Here is a 23433-nt window from a genome sequence, read left to right as displayed (position 1 = left end):
GGGTATTTAAAAGCATGTTAGTGGCCACTTTCGGTGTAATTCATTTTGTTCTTTAAACTTATTAATATTCACCTGGCGGTTGCCTGAATTTTTGTATTTAAATACACAGCAGCATCACTTAGCAACTACTTTCCGTGCAGATATTTTCTTATATCCAATTACACCTGCAATTGTCAACAATACAAAAGGCCATAATTGCAGCAGGAACAAAAACACATTACGCAGAGCTGTTGCACCCGTGCCCAACGCTGTCAGCAGCTCTGTTCCAAACCCTGCACGGATGGCACTTTCAGGGTTTACGACAATTTGCATATCTGCCTGTTGTGGTTGGGATAATTTCACAGTTAAAGTCGCGAAATTCGCATCGTCCAGAATAGCAAAATTTGCAATCTTCCGGTCTATCGTTTCATTACTTTTAGTCTCCTGGTAAGTTGCAGTTGCTATCGGATCAGACTTTTTTGTCACGGCTACTGTAGGCACAGGGACCTGATTCTTCATGGAATTTCCCAGGTATTCCAGTGTTTTATCATCATCCTTTAACGTACGTGCACTCACAAAAGTAGCAACATTGGTGAGTGTGCTCACAAGCGAATCCAGCTTTTCGACAGGTACTTTCATAGTTAGGTTTGCCACCGCAGTAAAGAGCTGTACATGTTTCATGGAATCGCCTTTATAAGGTAGATCCTGTGAGGTTCCAAATTCATTTGAAAGCGTACTTTCCACCACATAACCATTGAGTTTGTTTGTAGCATGTTCGAGTGTAGTAGCGGCACTAAATACATTGGCTACACGACAATTTACATCAGCCGTTCTAACATGTTTACGTGAAGGGGAATTGAGTGCCGGCACTTCTTCGCCGGACTTTGCTGCGGCTTCCACCGTTTCCGTATAGGAGTTGGAATCCTGAGCGACAGTACTATCCAGTGTACTGCGATAGCTACTACCTGCAGAACAGGCATAGAGGGTCATGGCGGGGACCACCAGGTAACAATAAGGACGCATAAGAATGTGTTTTCTTTTTATACTCCGAACCGGTAAAAGGTAACCTTTGATGAAAAGTTTAAAAAGAAGTTGTTTAGTCTTTATTGAATTGTCTTTATACAAACACGAAACCCAGGAATAGTTGATCTTTGTTTTGCGAACCAAAAGATACTACCCTGGGAATCATAAGCGAAGGTATAATAAGAAAATGGATATTGCCGCATTTAAGTATAGGAAAGCGAGGATATAAGTCAAAAGTGGATTTGGTGAAAGTAGTAAGCTTGATATTAAAACGGTTAAAAACGGGCTGTCAGTGGCGAGAATTAAGTATTAAAGAATATTTCCCCAATGGTGAAATTACGTGGCAAGGCGTGTATTACTACTTTAATAAATGGAGCAGCGATGGATCGTGGAAACTTATCTGGATAAATCTTTTAAAGGAAAATCGCCAAATCCTTGATTTGTCTTCGATTCAATTAGATGGAAGTCATACACCATCGAAGCGAGGAGGCTATGCAGTAGGCTATCAGGGTCGAAAATCATGCAAAACGAGTAATAGTTTGTTTTTGAGTGACAATCAAGGCCAGATACTTAGTGTAAGCGAGCCACAATCCGGCAATCACAATGATCTTTATAATATTGTTTCAACTTTTGAAGAAATGCTAACCACCCTCGAAGAGGCTACAATAAATACGAAAGGATTGTTCTTAAATGCAGATGCAGGATTTGATGGAGGAGAATTCAGAGAATACTGTATGGAAAAGGAATTGGAAGCTAATATCGCTACCAATTCCCGTAATAGCAAGCAAACCAGTGAGTCATATCAATACTTTGATGATCAATTATATAAAAGACGCTACAAGATCGAACAAGCAAATGCCTGGATGGATAGCTTCAAAGCATTAATAATTAGATTTGAAACAAAAGCGGCTAACTGGAGAGCATTACAATGGATCGCAATCTTAGTCCTCTTTTGTAAAAAATTAAAAGACTAAACAACTTCAAAATGTTAAATTGGGTCAAACCCATTCAGATGAAATATTTATTATTACCATTGTTCATCTTATGCTGTAGTATCACGTTTGGACAAAACCTGGAAGACACGCCATTCAAAGGAGCTAAAAAAGTAATAGCGGCATATGGTATACAAGGAGATTAATTGATTACTTATCTATGTCAGCAATTACTCGATTATGGTTACACGCCGGACAAGATAAACAGGGAGTTTCATTTCATTACCACAGAAGAAAAAAATCAGAATTGCATATACGAGGATTCTGTTACCCGAATAAAACATTCATGAAAGCGGGAATAAGTCGGCATAAAGCCTGTAAAATGGGAACAAACCCTATCCCATAAAGAAATTATCTATTTAACATAATATAAATTATAAGCCTTAAATAGTAAAGGGAATCATTGCCGCCTGCATGAGATTAAATGCCGGCAGCGCCCAGGTTTTTTGTACACTAAACCCAATAGCGCCGTATAAAACCGAATCGTCTCATCAAAATTATTCGCACGAATCGCAACATGATGCAAACCTAATACCATGTGTTTCTTACTTTTGTTCCACGACTAAGTTATTCGTGATAGCACCTCCTTGTGCGTGCTTACAAAATTGTTAGGTATATGTTTAAGATCTTGTGTATTTCCGGTAGCCTGCGCCCAACCTCTTCAAATACAAACATTTTAAAGGCCATCCCGCAATTAGCAGAATGGCCGGGCATTTCATTTTCGATATATGAAGGCTTAGATCAGTTGCCGTATTTTAGCCCTGAACTGGATTATGAAGGATCTACGCCAGCCGCTACTGTAGCGGATTTACGCGCACAACTCAGCATAGCAAATGCTGTAATCGTATGCACACCGGAATATGCTTTTGGCATACCCGGCGTGCTAAAAAACGCGTTGGACTGGATCGTTTCCAGCGGAGAATTTGTTGATAAACCTACAGCCGTAATCAGTGCTTCACCTATGATGACCGGTGGTGACAAAGCAAATGCCTCACTGGTACAAACATTAAAAGTGATGACGGCAACAATTACAGACGATCGTATCCTTACTATACCAACCGTACGTACGAAAATCGATGCTGCCGGCAATATTACTGACAATACACTTAAAGCAGATCTCGTTAAAATTGTAACCAGTTTAATCTCCTAAAACCGCCATCTCAACCCAACATTACCACCCAAACCGCCAATATTAATATAAGACTTCAAATCATTCGAAGGCTTACTATCGTCCTTATACGTCACCGTCGCACCGGACTGACTCACCGCCGTATTAGAATTCTGATCCAGCGTTGACTGATACTCTGTATGCCTTTCTGCCGTAGACAGATCATCCAGCCCACGATGCTGGGTTGCAATTACCTGACCCGTAGTCGAACTTAGAATATTCGTTGTCTCATCATACGCAGTCACTTCTTTTTTCTTGCTGCGCACCGGAATATTTCTGTACTCAGTTTCAATGAATACATCCAGCTTCGCCGCTACCGGGAATACAATCCCGAAAGCTCCCTGAAATCCAACGGTGATATTCGGATCTACACGCTCATCGCGTGAAATCGTCGTCTTGGTCACCACCGCCGTACCGCCAACCACCGCAGAACCAGTCTGACTCGCATCTGTATGGATATTCAACTCACCCCACAACGGCACTACAAATCCAACACGTACATACGGATCGACCCTGGCAAAACCGGGATGAATCACGACTGCAGGTGCAAAATCAACCGCATTAACATATCCATGCGATTCTATCTTACCCAATTCCGTACTCGAACCAGCCAGTACTGTTACCTCACGGGTCATAAGGTTTTTCTTACTGTGATAGTAATTAAAAGCAGCTTCCACAGCGATGTACTGATTGATATTCCAGCCGAAGGAGAGTCCTCCCCTGCTGCCTGCGCCATACGATCCGGTCAGGACCTTTTCAGAAACTGTTGTTGTAGTTCCTGTCGAAGAATTATACGATTTCTGCTCATCATGTGGCTCATAAGGACCCACTTTGGGAAACTCACCAGGAAAAACACTGAAGAAATAGCCACCGGCTACTTTAACATAAAACTTTGAGGGCGCTGCTATTTTCTGGTCTTGCGCGTGTAAGGTGTACGAGCTTGCTACCGTCAGAAATAACGTGGTAAACAGGGCTAAGTTTTTCATTTTAGTGGAACATTTGGGTGAAAACTAACGTGTTCTATCAATTTAACGAATTTAAATGAAAAAGAAAAAACATTGAGATGCCACTGAGTATGGCCAATGAGTAGGGTGTAGCTTCGTCATCATTACGGTACTAATAGTACATCAAAAGGGCACCTCAATATCCCTTGGATATACAAGTGCCCTTTTAGTGACCTTATAGTATACTAGTAGTGACGAAGTCGTACTATAGCCGTGACCTGATTGCATACTAGCCGCGACCCGGTTATTTACGGATTATATGTTTGATTTTGATGCCCTTTGGAAGACCTGGCTGGTTGGTACAAAGTGTTATTAAGGTTGGTACAAAGAGTTATTAAGGCCAGTGACCTGATTATATACAGCTTATTTTATGTAAATAGAACCTGATTATTAACTACTTATCTTTTATCTAAAACGCCTCTGCCAGCGACAAATACAAACCCGACTGCCTGTCCTCTCCTGTCCGCTTCTCTCCCCACGCATAATCAATCCGTATGGTCAGCTTTGACCCCTCATCATAGAACCACCTAACCCCCATACCATAAGCCGGCTTAAAATGATCCAGCCCAAAATCATGGTTATTAAACACCGCTCCTGTAGCCCCAAATGCCGCCAGGGCAAACTTAGGCTGCATATGCAAAAACCAGATATTGATGGGAATCTTCGGATCCAGAAAATACCGGTACTCCGCCTGGAAAGCCAGATAATTCTGATCCCTGTAGCGACCCGTATAATACGCCCTCATCATCTGATCATTCCCCATCTCAGGCAATAAATAAAACGGCAAAGAACTACCCTGCAATGAATTAAATACCCCATTCACTCCCAGCGTACTCTTACGGGAAATGGGCACAAAATGCTTCGCCTGCGCGTCAATCTTCCACAAAGTTTGTTTACTCAAAAACGACGGCGCATATGCCACATTCAAACGCACCCAGGAACCCGTGTGCGTATAATTCTGATTATCCCGGTTATCAAAAATTCCCGTCGCACCTATAAAAGTCACATACCCCCCATCTTTATCCGTCAATGCCATCCCCGGATAAATCCCTTTACTCTCATTCTGCTCATAAGCATCATGCTGGTACTGCAAAGACATACCCGCATAAAAATGCCCGCTAAGCCGCTTCTCCCCTTCCACCAAAACCTTGTATCGCTGGTTTCCCAACAGCGTCCCATCAGCCTTGCGGGTGGTATCCCCAATACCATAGAAGTACAATGGATAATCATGATAACGGATATTACTTTTGAAATGCCAATTATTATGATCTGTCCAGAAATCGGTTTTTAATTCTATCTTATACTGACTATTGGTTGTCAATGCAGGAATTAAACTAATCGTGGAGTTGCGCAATAAAGGATCTTTCTTATCTGTATAAAAAGAATATAGCATAGCAGCTCCAATCTCCAACCCTTTCTCAGGAGAATATCCCAATACAGGCAATGGAAAAAAACTTTTTTTATGAACTACAGAAGTATCCTTTATGACAATGGATTTATCATCCTGCGCTTTCAGGGATCCACACAACAATAAAAATAGTACAGCCGTACAAGAGAGTGAACGTGTCTTCAATTTATTCTTATTTTCTATCTGAGTGACCCAGGCTTTTCTCAGGGGCGACTTTGTCTCTTACCTGTTGTTTAACTTCTTTAATTTCAGGGAAATGTCCAATCACCTTACGGTCTATCAGCACCTCGTCATTCACATAAATAATAAAGCTACCGCCTACTTCACTGGGCCTCAGGGTCACGCCATGCAGCTCTTCTGCAAATGTGGTCAATAATTCCTGTGCCATCCAGGCTGCTCTCATCAGCCACCCACATTTGGGGCAATATTCGATTGTAACTGTCGGTTTCATGGGGGGAAAGTTACAACGATTCCAGTAAATATACTTTGCATCCAATTTTTTTATAATTTTAGCACAGCATTCAGGTGACCCTAAGAAAATAATTTGTACCGATAATGAATACTTTCTGGCAGAGAAGGAGATCTGCCCCTTACACCTTATTGATATTGATGCTGGCATTGTTCTTTACGAAGCCGGTGGCAAGTATGGCGCAATCACAATTGACTGATAGTCTGACAAAAGTGCTGGCCGCCCATCCTACAAAAGATACCACCCGTGTCAACATACTCAATCAATTAAGCCGTTTTCTCTTTACCCAGGTTCCTTCCCTGACAGAGACTTACGCAAAAGAAGCTTTTTATATCAGCGATAGCCTATACTATCTGCCTGGTAAGTTGTGGGCTACCCGCAACCTCGCCCTGGCCGAAAATGCTAAAGGCAACCTGGAAAAACAGATGGACCTGACACTGGAAGCCCTCAAACTGGCGGAACAGCTGAATGACCTCAAGGCTACCGGGATACTCAATGCTGATCTCGGCAATATCCTGATCGAACAGCAACAACCCAGACAAGGTTTAATTTACCAGAAGAAAGCCCTGGCTATCAAACAGAAAGAAAATGACAAGGCCGAAATAGGTAAAACCCTGAACGGAATTGGGACCAGTTATATGGTGCTCAAAGAATGGGACTCCGCCCTCCACTTTCTCTATGCTTCCGAAAGGATCAAGCTCGCCCTCAACGACCACCGCGGACTGGCCTATGCTTATGAAAATATTGGAATTATCCTCTCTGTAAAAGGAAATTATCAGGAGGCGCTTAGATACCACACCATGTCTTCCCAATATTATAAAGAGTCAGACAATATTCAGGGGGTGGTAAAGTCGTACCTGAACATGGCTCAGACAAATACATTCCTGAAAGATTTTACTGCCGCTGAAGAAGACCTGCAAAACGCAGCCCGGCTCAATAAAAGTATGCAGAACACCCGGAATGAAATGATCTATTACCGGTACCGTTCCATGCTGGACTCAGCCAGGGGGAACTTTGCCCAGGCACTGGAAAACTACAAGGAATTCCAGGCCCTGAGCGAGGACTTCTTTAGTACCGAAAAATCCCGCTTCATCGCCAATTCCAAAGAGAAATACGAGTCAGAAAAGAAACAACATGAAAATGAACTGCTGAAAAAAGAACAGCTGCTACACCTGGCTACCATCAGGCAACAACAGATTCTTGTAATTTTTTGTATTGCATTATTCATGGCACTTGCTACCATCACCGTATTGCTATACCGCATGTTCAAAAGACAAAAGGACCTGTATAGCCAGTTAAACAGCCGGAATCGTCGCGTTCAACAACAAAACCAGATCATTCTGGATCAGAATGCAGCCCTGGAAAGTGGCAACCAGGTAAAGGATAAAATCTTCTCTGTGATCTCTCATGATCTTCGGGCACCACTGGGTATCCTGGAAGGAATGTTGTTCTTGCTGAGGGATGAAAAGATGTCGCAGGAACAATTTAACATGTTCGTAGATGAACTGTGGAGAGATATGAAAAATACTTCTTCCATGATGGATAACCTCTTGCAATGGGCCAATAGCCAGATGAAAGGAATTCGGGTAATGCCCGATGATTTTAATATCACGGTTTTGTTGAACAACGAGTTCGAATTGCTGCAAACCCTGGCCAGACAAAAGAATATTCAGTTAAATCACTACCTGCCGCCTGTGATCCATGTATTTGCAGATAAGGATATGATCCGCATGGTGCTGCGTAACCTGATTAGTAATGCTATTAAGTTTACGCCAAAAAACGGAAGTATTGTCATTGATTACCGGCTATCGCCGGATAAGGTGGAAGTGATGGTAAAAGATAATGGAATTGGAATTCCTTCCGAAGATCAATCCAAAGTTTTCTCCAATATTTATTATTCTACAACTGGTACACAAAATGAGAAAGGTTGTGGACTGGGATTGCCATTATCAAAGGATTTTATTCAACGAAACAATGGGGAGATCTGGTTTCAAAGTTACAAAGAGAAAGGCACCAGTTTCCACTTCACACTTCCGTTGTCGGAAGAAGAGGAAACCAATGCCTATGGTAGGACGATTATTTTACAGCCAACAAGAGATTATTCACATTAGAAATATCAGCGGCTTTCATGTCAATTATATTTAACCAGAGATTACTTATATTAAAAAGTATCTCTGGTTTTTATTTTAAATTATATCCAACCTGAAATTCCTAGCATAACAAAATCTCTGGTTTTATTAAAAATTATATCCAATAAGCAATTCTTTGCATAACAAAATCTACGGCTCTATTTAAATTATATCCAACCAGTAATTACCCGCATAACAATGTTCCTCAGGCCTTTATTACAATTATAAATTACTCGCATTAAACGTATCCCCATCTTTAATATCCCCGGTATCAAACCCTTTCTTAAACCACCGCATACGCTGTGCTGAAGTTCCATGCGTAAACGCATCCGGTACCACTCTACCATTCGCCGCTTCCTGCAACTTATCATCACCCACCGCACTTGCTGCATTCAACGCTTCCTCAATATCTCCCGGATCCAATATATTATCCATTTTCTGCGCATGATGTGCCCACACCCCCGCCAAAAAATCCGCTTGCAATTCCAGTTTTACTGACAGTTTATTATATTCCTTTTCACTCAGCTGTGAACGCATTGCCTGCATCTTTCTACTTATACCCAGCAGGTTTTGAATGTGATGCCCTACCTCATGTGCAATAACATAGGCTTTAGCAAAATCCCCCACTACCTTGAACCGTGTCTCCATTTCATTAAAGAAGCTCAGATCCAGATACACCCGATCATCTGCAGGACAATAAAACGGTCCCATCGCTGATTGTGCCGTACCACAACCTGACTCGTCTACATCTGAAAACAATACCATTTTAGGCGCTTCGTATTCCTTATGCATTTCCTTGAACAGCTCCGTCCATACATCTTCTGTATTGGCCAAAACTGTTGATGCAAAACGCGCTTCCTCATCACTGGCTTTCGTCACAGTCTGAGAAGTTGTTTGCTCAGTACCACCACCGGTACTTTGCGATACCTTGTTTAATAACGCCTGTGGACTTTGTTTGGTAATGAGTGCCAGTACAACGATGATGATAACGCCACCGATACCGATATTCCTCATACCCCCACCACCGCCGCCGCCGCGGCGATCTTCCACGTTATCGCTGAGTCGTCTGTTTTGCCAACGCATATAGATTGTTTTTGATTAATGAGTCCCGAAAGTACAAAATGACAGTGAAAAAAACGTACCAACACCGAAGGGACTGGCACGCCAACCATGAGATTTCTGTAACTTCGAAGTATGTCAAATCCCGCCATATCCTACGCGCACATTACAAGGGTAACGGATACACTTGTCACTGCTACTGAAGATGCCCTGGCAGCCGAGGAACCCCTCGAAATACGCCTGGTGCATAATGGTCAGCAGCAAAGTATTACAGTGACCATGCGATCGCCCGGACAAGATGAGGAACTCGCCGCCGGTTTTTTATTTACTGAGGGAATCATTACCCAATACGCAGCAATAAAAACCATTTATTATAATAATAACGTCGCCACCGTCACTTTACAACCAGGCATCACGCCTTCTTTACAACCCGCACAGCGAAATTTCCTGGCGAATGCAAGTTGTGGGGTTTGTGGTAAAACAGACCTGGATGCGATTTATACGCCTGTCTCCAAAACTACCTCCCTTATCAAGGTTCCCGCCGCTATTTTGCATGAACTGCCAGCGTCATTACGTAACCAGCAAGCAGTATTTGATAATACCGGCGGCTTACATGCTGCTGCTTTATTCAATACGGAGGGAACTTTGCTGCACATAAAAGAAGATATCGGCAGGCACAATGCAGTGGATAAATTGATTGGCATTGGCATAAAACAAGATCTCGATTTTAGCCAATATGGATTGCTCCTCAGCGGCAGAGCCGGTTTTGAATTGATTCAAAAAGCCGCCGTTGCAGGTATCCCCGTCATAGCTGCTGTAGGCGCACCCAGCAGCATGGCTGTAAAAATGGCAAAAGAATGGGATATCACCCTGATCGGCTTCTTAAGAGAAGGGCGTTTTAATATTTATCATGGACAGGAAAAAATTGCGTTATGAACAAGACCAATGCTGAAAACCCGGAATCATCAATAGCAGGCTCCAACAATGAAGAACGATCCAACGCTGGAAATCCAGATTCATCCATAGCAAGCTCCCGCAATGGGGAACAATCCAACGCTGGAAACCCGGATTCATCCACAGCAAGCTCCCGCAATGGGAATCCAGATTCATTTAATACCAATTCCCTTCCACTGAACCCACCCAACGCCGAAAACCCGGAAACCTTCACAGGACACTTCCGCCTTGGCAAACCCCAATCCTCCGCTGCCGGTCTACCCGCAGTCATCCACGCCATGCAGCACATTCTCGCTGAAATGGACGCCATCAGGGGTTTCAAAGCCTTAAACAAACTCAATCAGAAAAATGGCTTCGACTGCCCCGGATGTGCATGGCCTGACCCCGACGATGAGCGATCCGGGATAGCCGAATATTGTGAAAACGGCGCCAAAGCCGTCGCTGAAGAAGCTACTACCAAACGCCTGGACGCCACCTTCTTCGCTCAAAACAGCGTAGCTGAACTGGCCACCCTCACCGACTACGAAATCGGCAAAAAAGGTCGGGTGGCTCAGCCCATGTACCTCGCCGAAGGCGCCACCCATTATACCCCCATCAGCTGGGACAAGGCATTCGAAAAAATCGGCACTCATCTCAATGCGTTGTCCTCTCCCAATGAAGCCATCTTTTATACCTCCGGCCGTACCAGCAATGAAGCGGCTTTTCTATATCAATTATTCGTCAGGGAATATGGTACCAACAACCTCCCTGATTGTTCCAACATGTGCCACGAATCCAGTGGTGTCGCCCTCATCGAATCTGTCGGTATCGGCAAAGGCTCCGTCACACTCGATGACCTATACGAAGCCGAGGTGATTTTTATTTTAGGACAAAATCCCGGTACCAATCACCCCCGCATGCTCACTGCCCTGCAAAAGGCAAAAGCAAAAGGTGTGACCATTATCTCTGCGAATCCATTAAAAGAAACCGGCCTGCTCGGATTCATGAATCCGCAAACGGTGAAAGGGATGCTCCACATTGATAGTCACCTCACAGATATTTTCCTGCAGGTAAAGATCAATGGTGATATGGCCTTAATTAAAGCCATCAACCTGCTACTGTTAAAAGAAGAAGAAACCCACCCCGGCACCGTATTCGACCCTGAATTTATTCAAAACAACACCAGCGGATACGAAGCCTACATCGCCCATTTACAGGAACAAAACTTAGATCAGTTAGTCAATGACTGCGGTGTACCCTTATCACAAATAAAAGCTGCCGTCAATGCTTTAGTACATAAAAAGAAAATCATTGCCTGCTGGGCCATGGGACTCACCCAACACAAAAATGCCGTTGACACCATCAAAGAAATCGTCAACCTGCTATTGTTAAAAGGCAGCATCGGCAAACCCGGCGCCGGCACCTGCCCGGTACGCGGTCATAGCAATGTGCAGGGTGATCGTACCGTCGGTATTTTCGAAAGACCGCCGAAGGCGCTGTTAGATAAAATACAGGACGTATTTGGTTTCAACCCACCCAGGGAACATGGCTGGGATGTAGTCGCCGCTATCCGCGCCATGCGCGATGGCAAAGGCAAGGTATTCTTCGCCATGGGTGGCAACTTCCTTTCAGCCACACCCGATACCGTGCAGACTGCCAATGCGTTACGCAACTGTAACCTGACCGTACACGTATCTACAAAACTGAACAGAAGTCACCTGGTACATGGCAGAGAGGCCATTATCTTACCCACCCTCGGCCGTAGTGACAAAGACATCGTAAATGGGGAACGACAATTCGTGACCTGCGAAAACTCTATGGGAGTCGTTCAAATGTCCAAAGGCAATCTGCCGCCCATTTCTGACCAGCTACTCAGTGAACCCGTGATCGTGTGCCGGCTGGCCATGGCCGCTTTAAAAGACCGCTCTGTAGTCGACTGGCCACGCTACACCCGTCACTATGATTATATCCGTGATGACCTGGAAAGGGTCATTCCGGGATTTGATAATTACAACCAACGGGTACGGCACCCCGGTGGATTTTACCTGCCCAACGGCGCCCGAGAAGGAAAATACAATACCACTAACCAGAAGGCGAACTTTAATGTGGCCCCTGTGACCCGAACTGCCTTAAATGACGATGAATTTATGATGATGACCATCCGGAGCCACGACCAGTTCAATACCACTATTTATGGTCTGGACGATCGGTACAGAGGTATCTACCAGGAGCGTCGTGTGATACTCATGAACGAAGCCGAAGCGGCGAAGCATCGAATAAAAGGTGGAGATAAGGTGGACTTATACAATGAATTTGGGGGTGTAGAAAGAATAGTGAGGAACTTTTTAGTGGTCCTGTACGATATTCCTGAAAGGTGCACAGCCACTTACTTTCCGGAGACAAATGCACTCGTACCGCTGGATAGCGTGGCAGATAAAAGTAATACGCCTACTTCCAAGCTGGTGATCATAAAAATAAAAAAATCAATCACCTGAAATTGATAAAATTCGGCATCTTCAGCGTAAAGATATCAAACCTGAAATCCACCGTCGTCGTAATTTCAAAGTAAACAGGTTTTACAGGTGCCGGTGCATTGGGGAAATAATTAATATCGAACAGGAGTGTATTAAGCGGCAGGTTTTCATTTTTGATTCTACAGCCTAGTCCAACCCCGCCATAAATGGGATTCTTAAAGACATTGTTACTATTGATCGTAAGCTGGGTGGCCTGCAGGGTGGTAAACCAGTTGAACTTAAAGCCCAGCACTTTCAGCGGACTATAATACACCGTCTCAGATCTCAGATTTATTCTTTGATAACCAGTCAGTGGAACTCCTTTATATCCATAGATCCCATGCTCCATATTTAACTGCAGGGGTTTATAAAAATAGGGGTTAGGGTTTCCCAGGTAATCAAAATAGGCAAATTCCCTGAACCGGCCCTTTCCCAACCTGAATGAACGACTATAATATTCCAGTTTGGTATGAATAACAGCATCTTCTGACCTGCCATTCTGATAAAAAGTACCTATCCCGATCTGGGCGTTAAAGATCCCTTTCAGTTTTGTAACCCAAAACTTCTGTCCTTCAATACCGGCATAAGCCCGGGTACGTCCTTTCCATGTTTCCCAACCGGAGGTTACACTCGCATTGTACCCGAGTGGAATATCCTCGGTTCTGCCAAACCCAAAGAAATGGGTAGACTTGAAGAACTCATTCCGGAATACAATGGCCTGCGCCAGGTAATAACGGTGATTATTATAAATAGGATCGTACTTATAAATTGGTTGCCTGGGCGTTTTAAGGAACATCTGGTTGGAATGTGCCAGCAGAATAGCCAGGTTAGGACGCTGATTGTTCAGGTTATGTTTGTCCTGTTTGATCAGGTTGTACCCTCCCCATAATTCCAGCAATTCATACTTGTAATCCCTGTAAATGGTATCAGGTTGCTCACGGGCATTAATAGAGAAGCTCCTTCTCAAACCGATCCCACCTGCCCAATCGGCGGAAGAGTTATAGAGTGGCCTGTTGATATTTAAATAATAAGCGCCTTCAAATACCCCAGAATCCAGGGGGAAATAGTTATTGAGTGTCGTATACCCCAGCGAGACATCGGCAAAAGTGCCCAAAGCGTTGTATTTCGTATACTTTACCTCCGATCCCCAGGGCGGATTGTAGCTATTCTTCCAATAGGCGCCGACCCGCAATTCCTGACCGGCACCAAACAGGTTATTATTATAAATGGTGGTTCTCACGGCCGAAGTACTGGCTTCGCCGACATCAACACCATATTCAAATACATCTTTGGTCACCACCAATAGATCCAGTGAGTCCGGGCTGGCGCCGGCGTTTATAATATACAAGCGGGCATCCTGCATATACGGCCGGCTACGCAGATAACGCTCATTGTCCGACATTTCGTAAGGGTTCAGGGTATCGCCTGATTTAAAGAACAATGCCTGCCGTATCACCCATTCTTCCGTATTATAGTGAAGGCGGTTGGCCAGTTTGATCAGCTTCATAGAAGTCGTAAACGCCGTATCCCGTATGTTCTGCGGACCGAATACATTAACCTTACGATAATAGATATCCCGGATCACCCTCCCGGTAAAAGGAATGAAATACTGTTCACTCTTAATAATACTGCTGTCTGTAGTAGGTGGTTCCGGTGCATTTTGCCGGGTCATTTTCCGGATCAGGGAGTCGCGGTAATCTCTGCGACGCAGGGAATCTCTATACTCCGCCACACGATGGAACCAGTTTCTGGAAGGCGGTTTGGGTTTAAATAACGGAATGGGGATCGTATCTGCGATCGGTTTGTATAATCTGGGTGGAAGGGTATCCCTCAGGGTGGAAACCCTGTATAAATAGTATGGAATAATAACCGTATCCTTTCGCGTGCTGCCATATGCATGCCGAATGAGTAACGGCATAGTCAGGCAACAGCAAACCAGAAAGTGTAACAATATTTTTGATCGATTTCCCACTCGTATAATAACTTATATGCCCTTCTTAGCAAAGAGCATACAACAGTTGTAAGTAATCTAAATAAAAATCCCGAACCTACACACGCGAAAAAATCGCTTATGCCTTAGACATAAGCGATTTGATCCAATAAATGGACTATCGGAAACAGATTAACTGTTTACAACCGTCGTTTCCCAGCCATTGTAGTCTGCATTGATCGCTTGTGCCAGTTCAAACAACAAAAGCACGACAGCATTGATGCTTCGTTCATCTGTACAGTCATGTCTGGATACATGCAGGCTGTAAGGCCGTTCTTCATTGCCACTCAGGTTACGCTGCTGCACAACAAATCCTTCTTTGCTGATCTGCTGCCAGTATCGCTCCCTATCTTCTTCCGAATTGAAATAAATATAGTGATCAATGTGTCTGGCTTTTTCCTCAATATCCCCATGTTGTTTCAGCGTGCGCAGCACCTTACGGTTCTGTATACGCTGGAACTCTACCTTATCAGGTAGCAGGAAATCAAAATACAATTCCCAGGTACGATCTTCCTTTACTCCAAAATCATATTGATAATTAGGAAATCCGATCATCACATCAGCTATATGCTTATCATATAATGTTGTGTCACCGGAATAAAAATAAAAATCTCTTACACCATTGGAAATCGTCCTGCCCACAAAGTGTGCATTCAGTTTTGTTTCCAATCCTTTGACCAGGCTGTCCTCAATTTCACCCAACACTTGAAACTCTTCTCCCTGTGGAAACCCATCGGCCCGGGGAGTATTCAAATATACAGACACATAAATAGCATGCGGTTTACTGTTCAGCGGTGCGAATCGCCGTAGGTCGAGGTCTAGCCCTATAATGGCCGGGTGGTCATCTATGTGACAAGTGTATAAATCCCAATCTGGCTGGTAGGCGTTAGACATAAAAATTTGCTATTCGAAAATTGTAACGGTCCGGCAGTAAAGATACATCAATCATGTTCGCCATTCATCCATTATCGCAGGAAACTTTTTATAAAACATTTATTTTTAGCTGTAGTTACAGGCTAACATTAGAAAAGTTATTTGGATCATGCACAAATTTGTCTCGTTATTTATGGGAATGACGCTGTCATTTCTATCATTTTCTTATGCTCAACAAAACAACCAACAATCACCTGAAAATGGGTCTATTCAGGGAAAATTGATGGATGAACAAACCAATGCTCCCATCGAGTATGCCTCCGTTGCCATCCTGCGCTCCGTCGATTCCAGCGTAGTGACCGGTATGCTCTCGAAACCAAACGGCGATTTTAATTTCCCTGTAATTCCTACAGGAAAGTATTTATTGAAGGTAAATTTCATAGGTTATTCTACCGTTTATAAAGCAATTGCCTTAACATCAAAAAATAATATTATTGATGTTGGCAATATCAAGCTCGGCACTAATGCGAAAGTATTGGCTGCTGTAGAGATCGTAGGTGAAAAGCCCGCTTACACCATGGCGATTGATAAGCGCGTTTTCAATGTGGAAAAAAATATTTCCAGCGTAGGCGGTACCGCCACCGACGTTTTGAAACAGGTACCGGCGGTAAGTGTAGACATTGACGGTAATGTGACTGTCCGGAATGGTTCTCCGACCATTTTTGTTGACGGCCGCCCTACTACCCTGACCATGGATCAGATTCCTGCGGATGCTATTGCGAATATCGAAGTGATCACCAACCCATCTGCAAAATATGATGCGGAAGGTGTGAGTGGTATATTAAATATAGTATTGAAGAAAAACAGGAAAGCTGGCATCAACGGACAGGTGAACGCAGGTATTTCTTCTTTGGGTGGTGCGAATGGCGGTTTCGATTTCAGTATCCGCCGTGAAAAGTTCAATCTCTCCCTGAGTTATAATGTGCGTTCCCGTAAAGGTTCTTCTAAAGAACACCTGTTCCGTAAGAACATCGGTACAGATACGACTACTTACCTGGACCAATATGAAAATGGTGACCAGAGCCGTAAGTTTCAATATGGCCGTATCGGCTTTGACTGGTTCATGGACAACCGTAATACTTTTAGCATCAGCACCAGCATCAACGCAGGCGATTTCCGTGATGATAATAACCTGACACTGTACAACCTGAACACCGGCAAAGAGCAGGTAAGATATGGTTCAGGTGTGGACAATGACAATCACAACTTCCGCAACTATGCCGGTCAGTTGGGGTATAAACATACTTTCGCAAAACAGGGTCACGAGCTGACGGCTGATTTCAATTACAACTACGCCACCAGCAATGATGGTAGTGATTATTCATTACAATATTATACGTTGGATCATGTTGCAATCGATACACCCACCGCCCCTGCTAAACGATATGCGTATGGTGGTGGTAACACCACTTATGTGACGGGTCAGATTGACTACGTAAATCCGCTGTCTGAAAACTCAAAGGTTGAAGCAGGTTTGCGTACCACCAGCCGTATCTTTAATAATACGCTGACTACCATGGGACTGAACAATGCTACCGGAGACTACGTTTTTGATAGCTCACTCTCTAATAACTATCATTACAAAGAAACCATCAACGCAGGTTACATCAGCTACTCCGGTCAGTTGGGAAGCTTTGGTTACATGGGTGGTTTGAGAGGTGAACAGTCCTATTACAGTGGTGATATGACCAGCACGACTAAAAGTAATTATAAGATCAGCTACCCTATCAGCCTGTTTCCCAGTATGTTTCTGTCTCAGAAGTTCAAAGGTGATCATGAGCTGCAGCTGAATTACACACGTCGTGTACGTCGTCCATGGTTCAGGGACCTGTTGCCTAACCTGAATTACACCGCACAGAGTGCAAGTCGTGGTAACCCGACATTAAAACCTGAATTCACCAATTCATTTGAGTTTAGCTATCTGAAAGATTTCAATCGAAAGCACAATGTAATGGTGTCTTTATATTTCCGTAATACAAAGAATGCGATCACCGATTACTCATCTGATACTACCATTACCGTGAATGGTGTAGCACAGAAAGTCGTATTGACTTACCCTGTGAATGCAGATACTAGGAATGCATATGGTGCGGAGTTTACCGTGCGTAACCAGTTGACCAAAGACTGGGATGTGACTACGAACCTGAACATGGCGCAAACGAAGATCAATGCTTCCAACCTGCAGACGAACCTGACAAATTCAGGGTTTATCTTCTTTGGTAAGATCAATACAAATTACAAATTGCCGTATAGAACGACCTTACAGGTTACTGGCATCTATGAGTCCAAACAGATTATGGCTCAGGGAGAAAGAGCCGGAAAATATACCGTGGATGCGGCGCTGCGCAAGGAGTTCCTGAAAGACAGATCACTGGTGGTGTCTATGGGTATCAATGATATTTTCAATACAGATCGGAGTATCAATTATACAAATACTGATTATTCTGAGCAGGAATATTATCGCAAGCGTGCTACCCGCGAAGCGCGTTTGAATGTGTCCTGGAGATTTGGTAAGATTGACGCAGGAAAAAAGAAAGAGAATAAGAAAGGAGAAGAACAGGGAGGGAATGGTGATTTCTAATTTCGTTATGACTGTTTTGTCCTATTAATATAATGATTTCTGATTACTGACAGGCAAGCGTCAGCGATCAATTTGTTTGTGTAGTTTTTGCAGCGCCTTTAATATTTGGGGGCGCTGCTTTTTTATTTATGAGTATCTTGCAATATTCAAATCGCGCACTATGATAGATACAATCAGTAACACAGTGACCCTGCGTTTCCTCGCAGAGCCATCGGATGTTAATTTCGGCGGAAAGGTTCACGGGGGCGCCGTGATGAAATGGATTGACCAGGCAGGATATGCATGTGCAGCTAATTGGAGCGGTCAGTATTGTGTGACTGTGTATGTTGGGGGTATTCGTTTTATCCGTCCTATCCAGATAGGCGACATGGTAGAAATTAATGCGACTGTGATCTACACCGGTAACACCAGTATGCATATCGCCATAAACGTGTCAGCAGGCAATCCCCGCCAGCATGACAGGATCAAAACTACCCACTGTGTAATGGTGTTCGCTGCCGTAGATGATAACGGCAAGACGGTTCCCGTACCCAAATGGCATCCCGAAACACCTGCCGCACTTGAAATGGAAGCTTATGCTAAAAAGCTCATGGCATTGAGGATGAATATTGAAGAAGAGATGAAGCCTTATCTCTAATATATAAGAAAGATGCAGTTTGCACTGCATCTTTCTTATATGGGATCAATGGGTGAACTGCATTTCACTCAGGCTTTTATATAATCCCCCATCTACCGTGAGCAATTCCTGGTGCGTGCCCTGCTCTATAATGCGGCCTTTATCCAGCACGATAATCTTATCTGCCTGGCGTACAGTCGCCAGCCTGTGGGCAATTACTATTGAAGTACGACCGCGCATCAGTTTTTCGAGTGCATCCTGCACCAGCTTTTCTGACTCAGAATCCAGTGCAGATGTCGCTTCGTCCAGTATCAGGATCCTTGGATCTTTCAGCACAGCCCGGGCAATGGCAATCCTTTGCCGCTGTCCGCCGGATAATTGAATACCTCTCTCTCCTACTACGGTATCCAGTCCTTCCGGGAAGCGTTGTATAAATTCCCACGCGTTAGCTTGTTTTGCCGCGGCGATGATTTCGTCCGGGGTGGCCTCCGGTTTGCCATAAGCGATGTTTTCGCGGATGGTGCCGCCAAATAGAAATACATCCTGTGGTACGATAGCCATCTGGCTCCTCAATGCAGACAATGGGAAGTCTGCCGCATCACGGCCATTGAATGAGATGCTGCCGCCGGCCGGTTCATACAATCTTAATAATAAAGAGGCGATGGTACTCTTGCCTGCACCACTTGGGCCTACCAAAGCTATTTGCTGGTCGGCTTCGATGTCGAAAGAGATATCCTGCAATACATTCAGGTCGTCCCTGGATGGGTAACGGAAAGCGAGGTGATTGAAAGAGATTTCCCCATTCAGGTGATCTTTTTCAGCAATCAGCGCACTATCGGTAATAGGTTCTGCCGGTTCGTCGAGAATTTCCAGCAGGTGTTCGGTAGCACCCAGGGTCTTTTGAATGGTGGCATATACTTCAGCCAGTCCGGCTACAGATGCACCAATAAAGGTAGAGTACAAAACAAAGGAGATCAGTAAGCCTGGCTGCAGGGTACCCATAGCAATTAACACCGCACCTCTCCATATCACTGCGACGATTGCTCCAAATACGCCCAGGATCATAAAGGCGGCAAATGCGCCCCGGTAAGTACCCGTTTTAATACCGGTTTTTGCTACTTCAGCAGTTTTGTGCTGGTATCGCCGCATTTCAAAAAACTCATTGGCGAATGCCTTTACATTCAATATCCCCTGCAGGGTTTCTTCCACAATGGTATTCGCTTCTGCTACCTGGCTCTGAGCCTGTTTGGAATATTTGCGCACCACGCGGCCAAACAACCAGGCAAGGATCACAATTACCGGCAGGGTGCCCAGCATCAGCACCGTCAGCTGTGCAGAAGTGTGTACCAGCAATGCGATCCCCCCGACAATAATAATGATCTGCCGGATAAATTCGGCGACGGTGGTAGTAAACGTCTCTTGTAGCAGAGAGATGTCAGAAGAAATACGGCTGCCCAGTTCTCCCACCCTGCGGTTCAGGAAAAAACTCATGGGCAGGCGGATCAGGTGGTTGTACACATGTTGGCGAAGGGAAGCCAGCGAGCGTTCCGTGACCCGGACAAAAATGTTGATCCTAAAATACCCCAGGATACCCTGCACTAAAAGTAACCCTATAAGCCATAGTCCCGTGTGGTTGATTGCCGAAATGTCTTTCGAATGAGAACCATTGTCTACCAGGTCGCCCAATAAACGTGGAAATGCGAGGTTCGATAAACTGGTAATAAATAATAATAACATGCCTACGCTGAACATGGGCCAATAGGGCCTGATGTATTTATATAAGCGAAAGGTCTTTTTAAACGATGCTTTCTTAACGTTCTGGTGTTGTTCCATAGAATTAATTGCGAAGTACAATTTTAAATTACAGGGAGCTGATATAGGTTATGACGGGGTGGAGAAGTAAATATTGTACAAATATGGGGGGAAATTTCCAAAAGCAAGGCGCTCCCGCCGAAGCAGAAGCGCCTATTAACCAAATTCACTTGTATTTATTGTCAATTATGGCCGGCTATAAAAAAATAAATGACGGAGGGTTCCGTCATTTATCATTTACTTACTGGGGCCTTCTGTTTCTAGAGCTGTCCTGTGTACCGGTGCCATAGCGGGATGAATCCTCTCCCGGATTTGGCGCGCCTGCCGGCACATCTGCCGCCGGGATCGTATCAGGGTTGATACCGGTCATCGAAGTATCTACAGTTGTTGTAGTAGAATCAGTACCGGAGTTTTTACCATTTCCACACGATGCAATGAATGCACCTCCGGCTATTAAAATAATATATACCTTTTTCATACAATTATTTTATATTATAAAGAATATCAATATTTTCGAAGGAATTATTTTCCACAATTAGTAGCGTAAACGCATCAGCTTAGTGATTCATTGTTGAATCGGGATGTGCGGATGAATCAACTGGCATAGTCGCTGTATCTATTGGTGTAGTGGTAGTCGTATCATTACTTACAGAAGTTGCGCTGCTATCATTAGACCCCGTACCTTTGCCGCTTTCACACGCAAAGAGAAAGAGACTGAACGCTATAGCAAAACAGGCGGTTATACAAACTTTACAAACTGCGAGACGGAAATTGATCGCTTGTGTGCCCAGGTCTTTTTTTTGCATTTTCATGATTAACCAGATTGTCAGGATGAACAAATAATGTTGAATACTCCTTTTATTCGAAATAATTGTGCCAACGCGCACCTCATTAATTAGCACAGGTTATGGAAAACGTTTTATTTCAATTAATTGAGTTGCCTACTATACTCAAAGTAGTAGTTTCCTGTGTCACAGGAGCCCTTTTGGGTATGGAGCGGGAATTTCATCACAAGGCGGCGGGGATGCGCACACTCACGTTGATTTGTGTGGGTAGTACCCTGTTCACCATTCTTTCGGTGGAATTGGGAATGCCGGGAAGTCCGGATCGGGTGGCTTCCAATATTCTCACAGGTGTGGGTTTTATCGGTGCGGGGGTTATTTTCAAAGGCACTTACAGTATTGATGGTATTACGACCGCTGCTACCATTTGGATAGCAGCCGCACTGGGAATTGGGGTGGGCATGGGTCACTATACGTTGGTGACAATTGCACTCATATTGGTGCTGATCGTCCTGCAGGGTTTGAAAGTGATTGAAAGGAGGATTTCAAAGATCAGGCAGAAGAAAATGGTGTCCATCTCCTTTGATGTTTCTCAGACGAAGGACCTTGATTTCCCGTCCATTTTTAAGCGTTTTAATGTGATCCACAGCCATTTGATGGTGTCTCGTAATCAAAACATCGTTGAAAACCGGTTTGAAATCAAAGGCAACCCGGCGGATATGAAAGAAATGAGTCATTACCTTCAGAATAATCCCGACATTTGTCAATTCGAAATGCAAATAAATCCATTGTAGACTATGTCACGTGCGTATGCGGATCTTCCATTACATTATGGGTCAGTACCACCCTGGCTGGCGGCCAGAATGAGCCTGCTGGGTGGGGCTATTATTGAAACTATTGTCGCTGACTATGGTAAGGCGGAGGTATTGAGACGATTGAGCGATCCCTGCTGGTTTCAGGCATTGGGATGTGTATTGGGAATGGACTGGCATTCTTCGGGGATCACGACTTCTGTGATGGGGGCTTTGAAAAAGGCATTAAACCCTAAAGCGCATGAACTGGGTATATATATCTGTGGTGGTAAAGGAAAGCATTCCCGGGCCACACCGCAGGAGTTGCTCATCATTGCAGACAAAACCGGGTTACCGGGCCATGAATTGGTAAGACATAGTAAGCTGGCGGCTAAGGTAGATAATACAGCCATGCAGGACGGCTTTCAGTTATATCTCCACTCCTTTATTGTTTCCAGTGAAGGAGATTGGGCAGTGGTACAGCAAGGCATGAATGATGGAAATGGCATGGCGCGTAGGTACCACTGGCATTCGGCAACGGTGCGCAATTTTACAGAGACACCGCATTCCTTTATATATGGTAAGAACCAGGGACTGATTTTGAACCTGACTGACAAGGCGGCTATGCCGACGAAGGAGGGGCTCATTGAACTGGTGAAGGCTTCACCTGAACAGCTATTGCCGGAGATCCGGAAGCTCACCATGCCTTCGCACCATGATGTGCGGGCGGAGAATGTGGATTTGAAAAGGTTAGGTGCCGTGCTGGCGGTGGCCCATGAAAGACAGGTGATGGATTTTGAGACGCTGTTACTAATGGAAGGTGTGGGTCCGAGAACATTGCAATCGCTGACTTTGGTAAGTGAGGTGATACATGGTACCCCTTCCAGGTTTACCGACCCGGCCAGGTTTTCATTTGCACATGGTGGAAAGGATGGACATCCGTTTCCGGTGCCGGTGAATGTGTATGATGAAACGATCAGTGTGATGCGGGAGGCAGTGAATAAGGCGAAAATTGGGCAGAATGATAAGCAGGATGCGATCAGGAAGTTGTCGGTGTTGTCACAACAATTGGAAAAGGATTTTATACCGAACGAGCGGTTTGATGAGGTGGTTGAGCGGGAGCGGAAAGATTCATGGAGACATGGAGGGAGAACGATATTTGGGAAGGAGAAACCGCCCCAAAAAAACAACCAGCTGAGTTTATTTGATTAGTTGATTAAGGAAAATGGGCATAGTCATAACAACAACCAG

21 protein-coding genes are annotated in these 23433 nt (G+C 44.4%); 10 read left to right on the top strand and 11 right to left on the bottom strand.

Annotation, left to right across the window (positions count from 1 at the left end):
• Nucleotides 1–114: 114 nt before the first annotated feature.
• Nucleotides 115–1002 (bottom strand): DUF4349 domain-containing protein, encoded by an 888-nt coding sequence (locus QQL36_RS24695; protein ID WP_083730121.1) that lies wholly within the window; start codon nucleotides 1000–1002, stop codon nucleotides 115–117.
• A gap of 128 nt (nucleotides 1003–1130) precedes the next feature.
• Here QQL36_RS24695 and QQL36_RS24690 point away from each other — a divergent pair, with 128 nt between their 5' ends.
• The gene (locus tag QQL36_RS24690) at nucleotides 1131–1976 is read left to right on the top strand and encodes a transposase (RefSeq protein ID WP_220388919.1); all 846 of its coding nucleotides are present in this window, start codon (nucleotides 1131–1133) and stop codon (nucleotides 1974–1976) included.
• A 38-nt stretch (nucleotides 1977–2014) separates the two neighbouring features.
• Nucleotides 2015–2140: a hypothetical protein gene (locus QQL36_RS24685; protein WP_321567124.1), complete on the top strand. Its 126-nt coding sequence runs from the start codon at nucleotides 2015–2017 to the stop codon at nucleotides 2138–2140.
• A 254-nt stretch (nucleotides 2141–2394) separates the two neighbouring features.
• On the opposite strand, the gene QQL36_RS35770 is transcribed toward QQL36_RS24685, so the two are convergent.
• A complete protein-coding gene (locus QQL36_RS35770) occupies nucleotides 2395–2532 on the bottom strand; it encodes a VOC family protein (protein ID WP_143709154.1) in 138 nt (45 codons plus the stop codon).
• Between the two features lie 78 nt (nucleotides 2533–2610).
• Between QQL36_RS35770 and QQL36_RS24680 the strand changes: the two genes are divergently transcribed.
• A complete protein-coding gene (locus tag QQL36_RS24680) occupies nucleotides 2611–3144 on the top strand; it encodes an NADPH-dependent FMN reductase (RefSeq protein WP_083730119.1) in 534 nt (177 codons plus the stop codon).
• On the opposite strand, the gene QQL36_RS24675 is transcribed toward QQL36_RS24680, so the two are convergent.
• The 3 genes from QQL36_RS24675 to QQL36_RS24665 form a co-directional block, all read right to left on the bottom strand.
• A complete protein-coding gene (locus QQL36_RS24675) occupies nucleotides 3141–4148 on the bottom strand; it encodes an outer membrane beta-barrel protein (protein ID WP_321567123.1) in 1008 nt (335 codons plus the stop codon). The two genes, QQL36_RS24680 and QQL36_RS24675, sit on opposite strands and share 4 nt — an antisense overlap.
• A 427-nt stretch (nucleotides 4149–4575) precedes the next feature.
• The gene (locus QQL36_RS24670; RefSeq protein ID WP_321567122.1) at nucleotides 4576–5739 is read right to left on the bottom strand and encodes a BamA/TamA family outer membrane protein; all 1164 of its coding nucleotides are present in this window, start codon (nucleotides 5737–5739) and stop codon (nucleotides 4576–4578) included.
• A gap of 7 nt (nucleotides 5740–5746) precedes the next feature.
• Nucleotides 5747–6025: a SelT/SelW/SelH family protein gene (locus QQL36_RS24665; RefSeq protein ID WP_083730116.1), complete on the bottom strand. Its 279-nt coding sequence runs from the start codon at nucleotides 6023–6025 to the stop codon at nucleotides 5747–5749.
• A 104-nt stretch (nucleotides 6026–6129) separates the two neighbouring features.
• On the opposite strand from QQL36_RS24665, the gene QQL36_RS24660 reads away from it, so the two are divergent.
• Complete coding sequence (locus QQL36_RS24660; RefSeq protein ID WP_321567121.1) at nucleotides 6130–8154, top strand: ATP-binding protein; 2025 nt, start codon at nucleotides 6130–6132, stop codon at nucleotides 8152–8154.
• Between the two features lie 240 nt (nucleotides 8155–8394).
• Here the strand turns inward: QQL36_RS24660 and QQL36_RS24655 are convergent, their stop codons facing one another.
• On the bottom strand, nucleotides 8395–9255 hold the full coding sequence (locus QQL36_RS24655; protein ID WP_321567120.1) for a neutral zinc metallopeptidase: 861 nt from the start codon (nucleotides 9253–9255) through the stop codon (nucleotides 8395–8397).
• A 111-nt stretch (nucleotides 9256–9366) separates the two neighbouring features.
• Between QQL36_RS24655 and fdhD the strand changes: the two genes are divergently transcribed.
• Both fdhD and QQL36_RS24645 read left to right on the top strand, forming a co-directional pair.
• On the top strand, nucleotides 9367–10167 hold the full coding sequence (gene fdhD, locus QQL36_RS24650; RefSeq protein WP_321567119.1) for a formate dehydrogenase accessory sulfurtransferase FdhD: 801 nt from the start codon (nucleotides 9367–9369) through the stop codon (nucleotides 10165–10167).
• Complete coding sequence (locus QQL36_RS24645; RefSeq protein ID WP_321567118.1) at nucleotides 10164–12659, top strand: FdhF/YdeP family oxidoreductase; 2496 nt, start codon at nucleotides 10164–10166, stop codon at nucleotides 12657–12659. The genes fdhD and QQL36_RS24645 overlap by 4 nt, the downstream gene beginning before the upstream one ends.
• On the opposite strand, the gene QQL36_RS24640 is transcribed toward QQL36_RS24645, so the two are convergent.
• Complete coding sequence (locus QQL36_RS24640) at nucleotides 12652–14595, bottom strand: hypothetical protein (RefSeq protein ID WP_321567117.1); 1944 nt, start codon at nucleotides 14593–14595, stop codon at nucleotides 12652–12654. The genes QQL36_RS24645 and QQL36_RS24640 overlap by 8 nt on opposite strands.
• Nucleotides 14596–14799: 204 nt before the next feature.
• Nucleotides 14800–15561 carry a DUF695 domain-containing protein gene (locus QQL36_RS24635; RefSeq protein WP_083730110.1) on the bottom strand — a complete coding sequence of 254 codons (762 nt, stop codon included), beginning with the start codon at nucleotides 15559–15561 and terminating at the stop codon, nucleotides 14800–14802.
• A gap of 148 nt (nucleotides 15562–15709) precedes the next feature.
• Between QQL36_RS24635 and QQL36_RS24630 the strand changes: the two genes are divergently transcribed.
• Nucleotides 15710–18181 (top strand): TonB-dependent receptor domain-containing protein, encoded by a 2472-nt coding sequence (locus QQL36_RS24630; RefSeq protein WP_321567116.1) that lies wholly within the window; start codon nucleotides 15710–15712, stop codon nucleotides 18179–18181.
• Between the two features lie 160 nt (nucleotides 18182–18341).
• Complete coding sequence (locus tag QQL36_RS24625) at nucleotides 18342–18818, top strand: acyl-CoA thioesterase (RefSeq protein ID WP_083723115.1); 477 nt, start codon at nucleotides 18342–18344, stop codon at nucleotides 18816–18818.
• 45 nt (nucleotides 18819–18863) lie between these two features.
• On the opposite strand, the gene QQL36_RS24620 is transcribed toward QQL36_RS24625, so the two are convergent.
• The 3 genes from QQL36_RS24620 to QQL36_RS24610 all read right to left on the bottom strand — a co-directional run bounded on the left by QQL36_RS24620 (nucleotide 18864) and on the right by QQL36_RS24610 (nucleotide 21421).
• The gene (locus QQL36_RS24620) at nucleotides 18864–20630 is read right to left on the bottom strand and encodes an ABC transporter ATP-binding protein (protein ID WP_321567115.1); all 1767 of its coding nucleotides are present in this window, start codon (nucleotides 20628–20630) and stop codon (nucleotides 18864–18866) included.
• Between the two features lie 220 nt (nucleotides 20631–20850).
• Nucleotides 20851–21087, bottom strand: coding sequence for a hypothetical protein (locus tag QQL36_RS24615; RefSeq protein ID WP_083723113.1), 237 nt, complete (start codon nucleotides 21085–21087; stop codon nucleotides 20851–20853).
• A 79-nt stretch (nucleotides 21088–21166) separates the two neighbouring features.
• Nucleotides 21167–21421 (bottom strand): hypothetical protein, encoded by a 255-nt coding sequence (locus QQL36_RS24610; RefSeq protein ID WP_083723112.1) that lies wholly within the window; start codon nucleotides 21419–21421, stop codon nucleotides 21167–21169.
• 95 nt (nucleotides 21422–21516) lie between these two features.
• Here QQL36_RS24610 and QQL36_RS24605 point away from each other — a divergent pair, with 95 nt between their 5' ends.
• Nucleotides 21517–22185: an MgtC/SapB family protein gene (locus tag QQL36_RS24605; RefSeq protein ID WP_321567114.1), complete on the top strand. Its 669-nt coding sequence runs from the start codon at nucleotides 21517–21519 to the stop codon at nucleotides 22183–22185.
• Between the two features lie 3 nt (nucleotides 22186–22188).
• On the top strand, nucleotides 22189–23394 hold the full coding sequence (locus tag QQL36_RS24600; protein WP_321567113.1) for a DUF763 domain-containing protein: 1206 nt from the start codon (nucleotides 22189–22191) through the stop codon (nucleotides 23392–23394).
• The last annotated feature ends 39 nt before the right edge of the window (nucleotides 23395–23433 follow it).

Source organism: Chitinophaga sp. LS1, from assembly GCF_034274695.1.
In the GTDB taxonomy this organism is placed as follows: domain Bacteria; phylum Bacteroidota; class Bacteroidia; order Chitinophagales; family Chitinophagaceae; genus Chitinophaga.
Note: the sequence above shows the minus strand (reverse complement) of the source record. Positions and strands in the feature narration are given on the sequence as shown.

Bases quoted from the DNA above. Each gene is read 5' to 3' on its own strand.
- QQL36_RS24600 (WP_321567113.1), top strand. From the start codon at position 22,189: ATGTCACGTGCGTATGCGGATCTTCCATTACATTATGGGTCAGTACCA.
- QQL36_RS24605 (WP_321567114.1), top strand. From the start codon at position 21,517: ATGGAAAACGTTTTATTTCAATTAATTGAGTTGCCTACTATACTCAAA.
- QQL36_RS24620 (WP_321567115.1), bottom strand. From the start codon at position 20,630: ATGGAACAACACCAGAACGTTAAGAAAGCATCGTTTAAAAAGACCTTT.
- QQL36_RS24655 (WP_321567120.1), bottom strand. From the start codon at position 9,255: ATGCGTTGGCAAAACAGACGACTCAGCGATAACGTGGAAGATCGCCGC.
- QQL36_RS24610 (WP_083723112.1), bottom strand. From the start codon at position 21,421: ATGAAAATGCAAAAAAAAGACCTGGGCACACAAGCGATCAATTTCCGT.
- QQL36_RS35770 (WP_143709154.1), bottom strand. From the start codon at position 2,532: ATGGTATTAGGTTTGCATCATGTTGCGATTCGTGCGAATAATTTTGAT.
- QQL36_RS24625 (WP_083723115.1), top strand. From the start codon at position 18,342: ATGATAGATACAATCAGTAACACAGTGACCCTGCGTTTCCTCGCAGAG.
- QQL36_RS24675 (WP_321567123.1), bottom strand. From the start codon at position 4,148: ATGAAAAACTTAGCCCTGTTTACCACGTTATTTCTGACGGTAGCAAGC.
- QQL36_RS24615 (WP_083723113.1), bottom strand. From the start codon at position 21,087: ATGAAAAAGGTATATATTATTTTAATAGCCGGAGGTGCATTCATTGCA.
- QQL36_RS24695 (WP_083730121.1), bottom strand. From the start codon at position 1,002: ATGCGTCCTTATTGTTACCTGGTGGTCCCCGCCATGACCCTCTATGCC.
- QQL36_RS24660 (WP_321567121.1), top strand. From the start codon at position 6,130: ATGAATACTTTCTGGCAGAGAAGGAGATCTGCCCCTTACACCTTATTG.
- QQL36_RS24635 (WP_083730110.1), bottom strand. From the start codon at position 15,561: ATGTCTAACGCCTACCAGCCAGATTGGGATTTATACACTTGTCACATA.
- QQL36_RS24665 (WP_083730116.1), bottom strand. From the start codon at position 6,025: ATGAAACCGACAGTTACAATCGAATATTGCCCCAAATGTGGGTGGCTG.
- QQL36_RS24630 (WP_321567116.1), top strand. From the start codon at position 15,710: ATGCACAAATTTGTCTCGTTATTTATGGGAATGACGCTGTCATTTCTA.
- QQL36_RS24645 (WP_321567118.1), top strand. From the start codon at position 10,164: ATGAACAAGACCAATGCTGAAAACCCGGAATCATCAATAGCAGGCTCC.
- fdhD (WP_321567119.1), top strand. From the start codon at position 9,367: ATGTCAAATCCCGCCATATCCTACGCGCACATTACAAGGGTAACGGAT.
- QQL36_RS24680 (WP_083730119.1), top strand. From the start codon at position 2,611: ATGTTTAAGATCTTGTGTATTTCCGGTAGCCTGCGCCCAACCTCTTCA.
- QQL36_RS24640 (WP_321567117.1), bottom strand. From the start codon at position 14,595: ATGCCGTTACTCATTCGGCATGCATATGGCAGCACGCGAAAGGATACG.
- QQL36_RS24685 (WP_321567124.1), top strand. From the start codon at position 2,015: ATGAAATATTTATTATTACCATTGTTCATCTTATGCTGTAGTATCACG.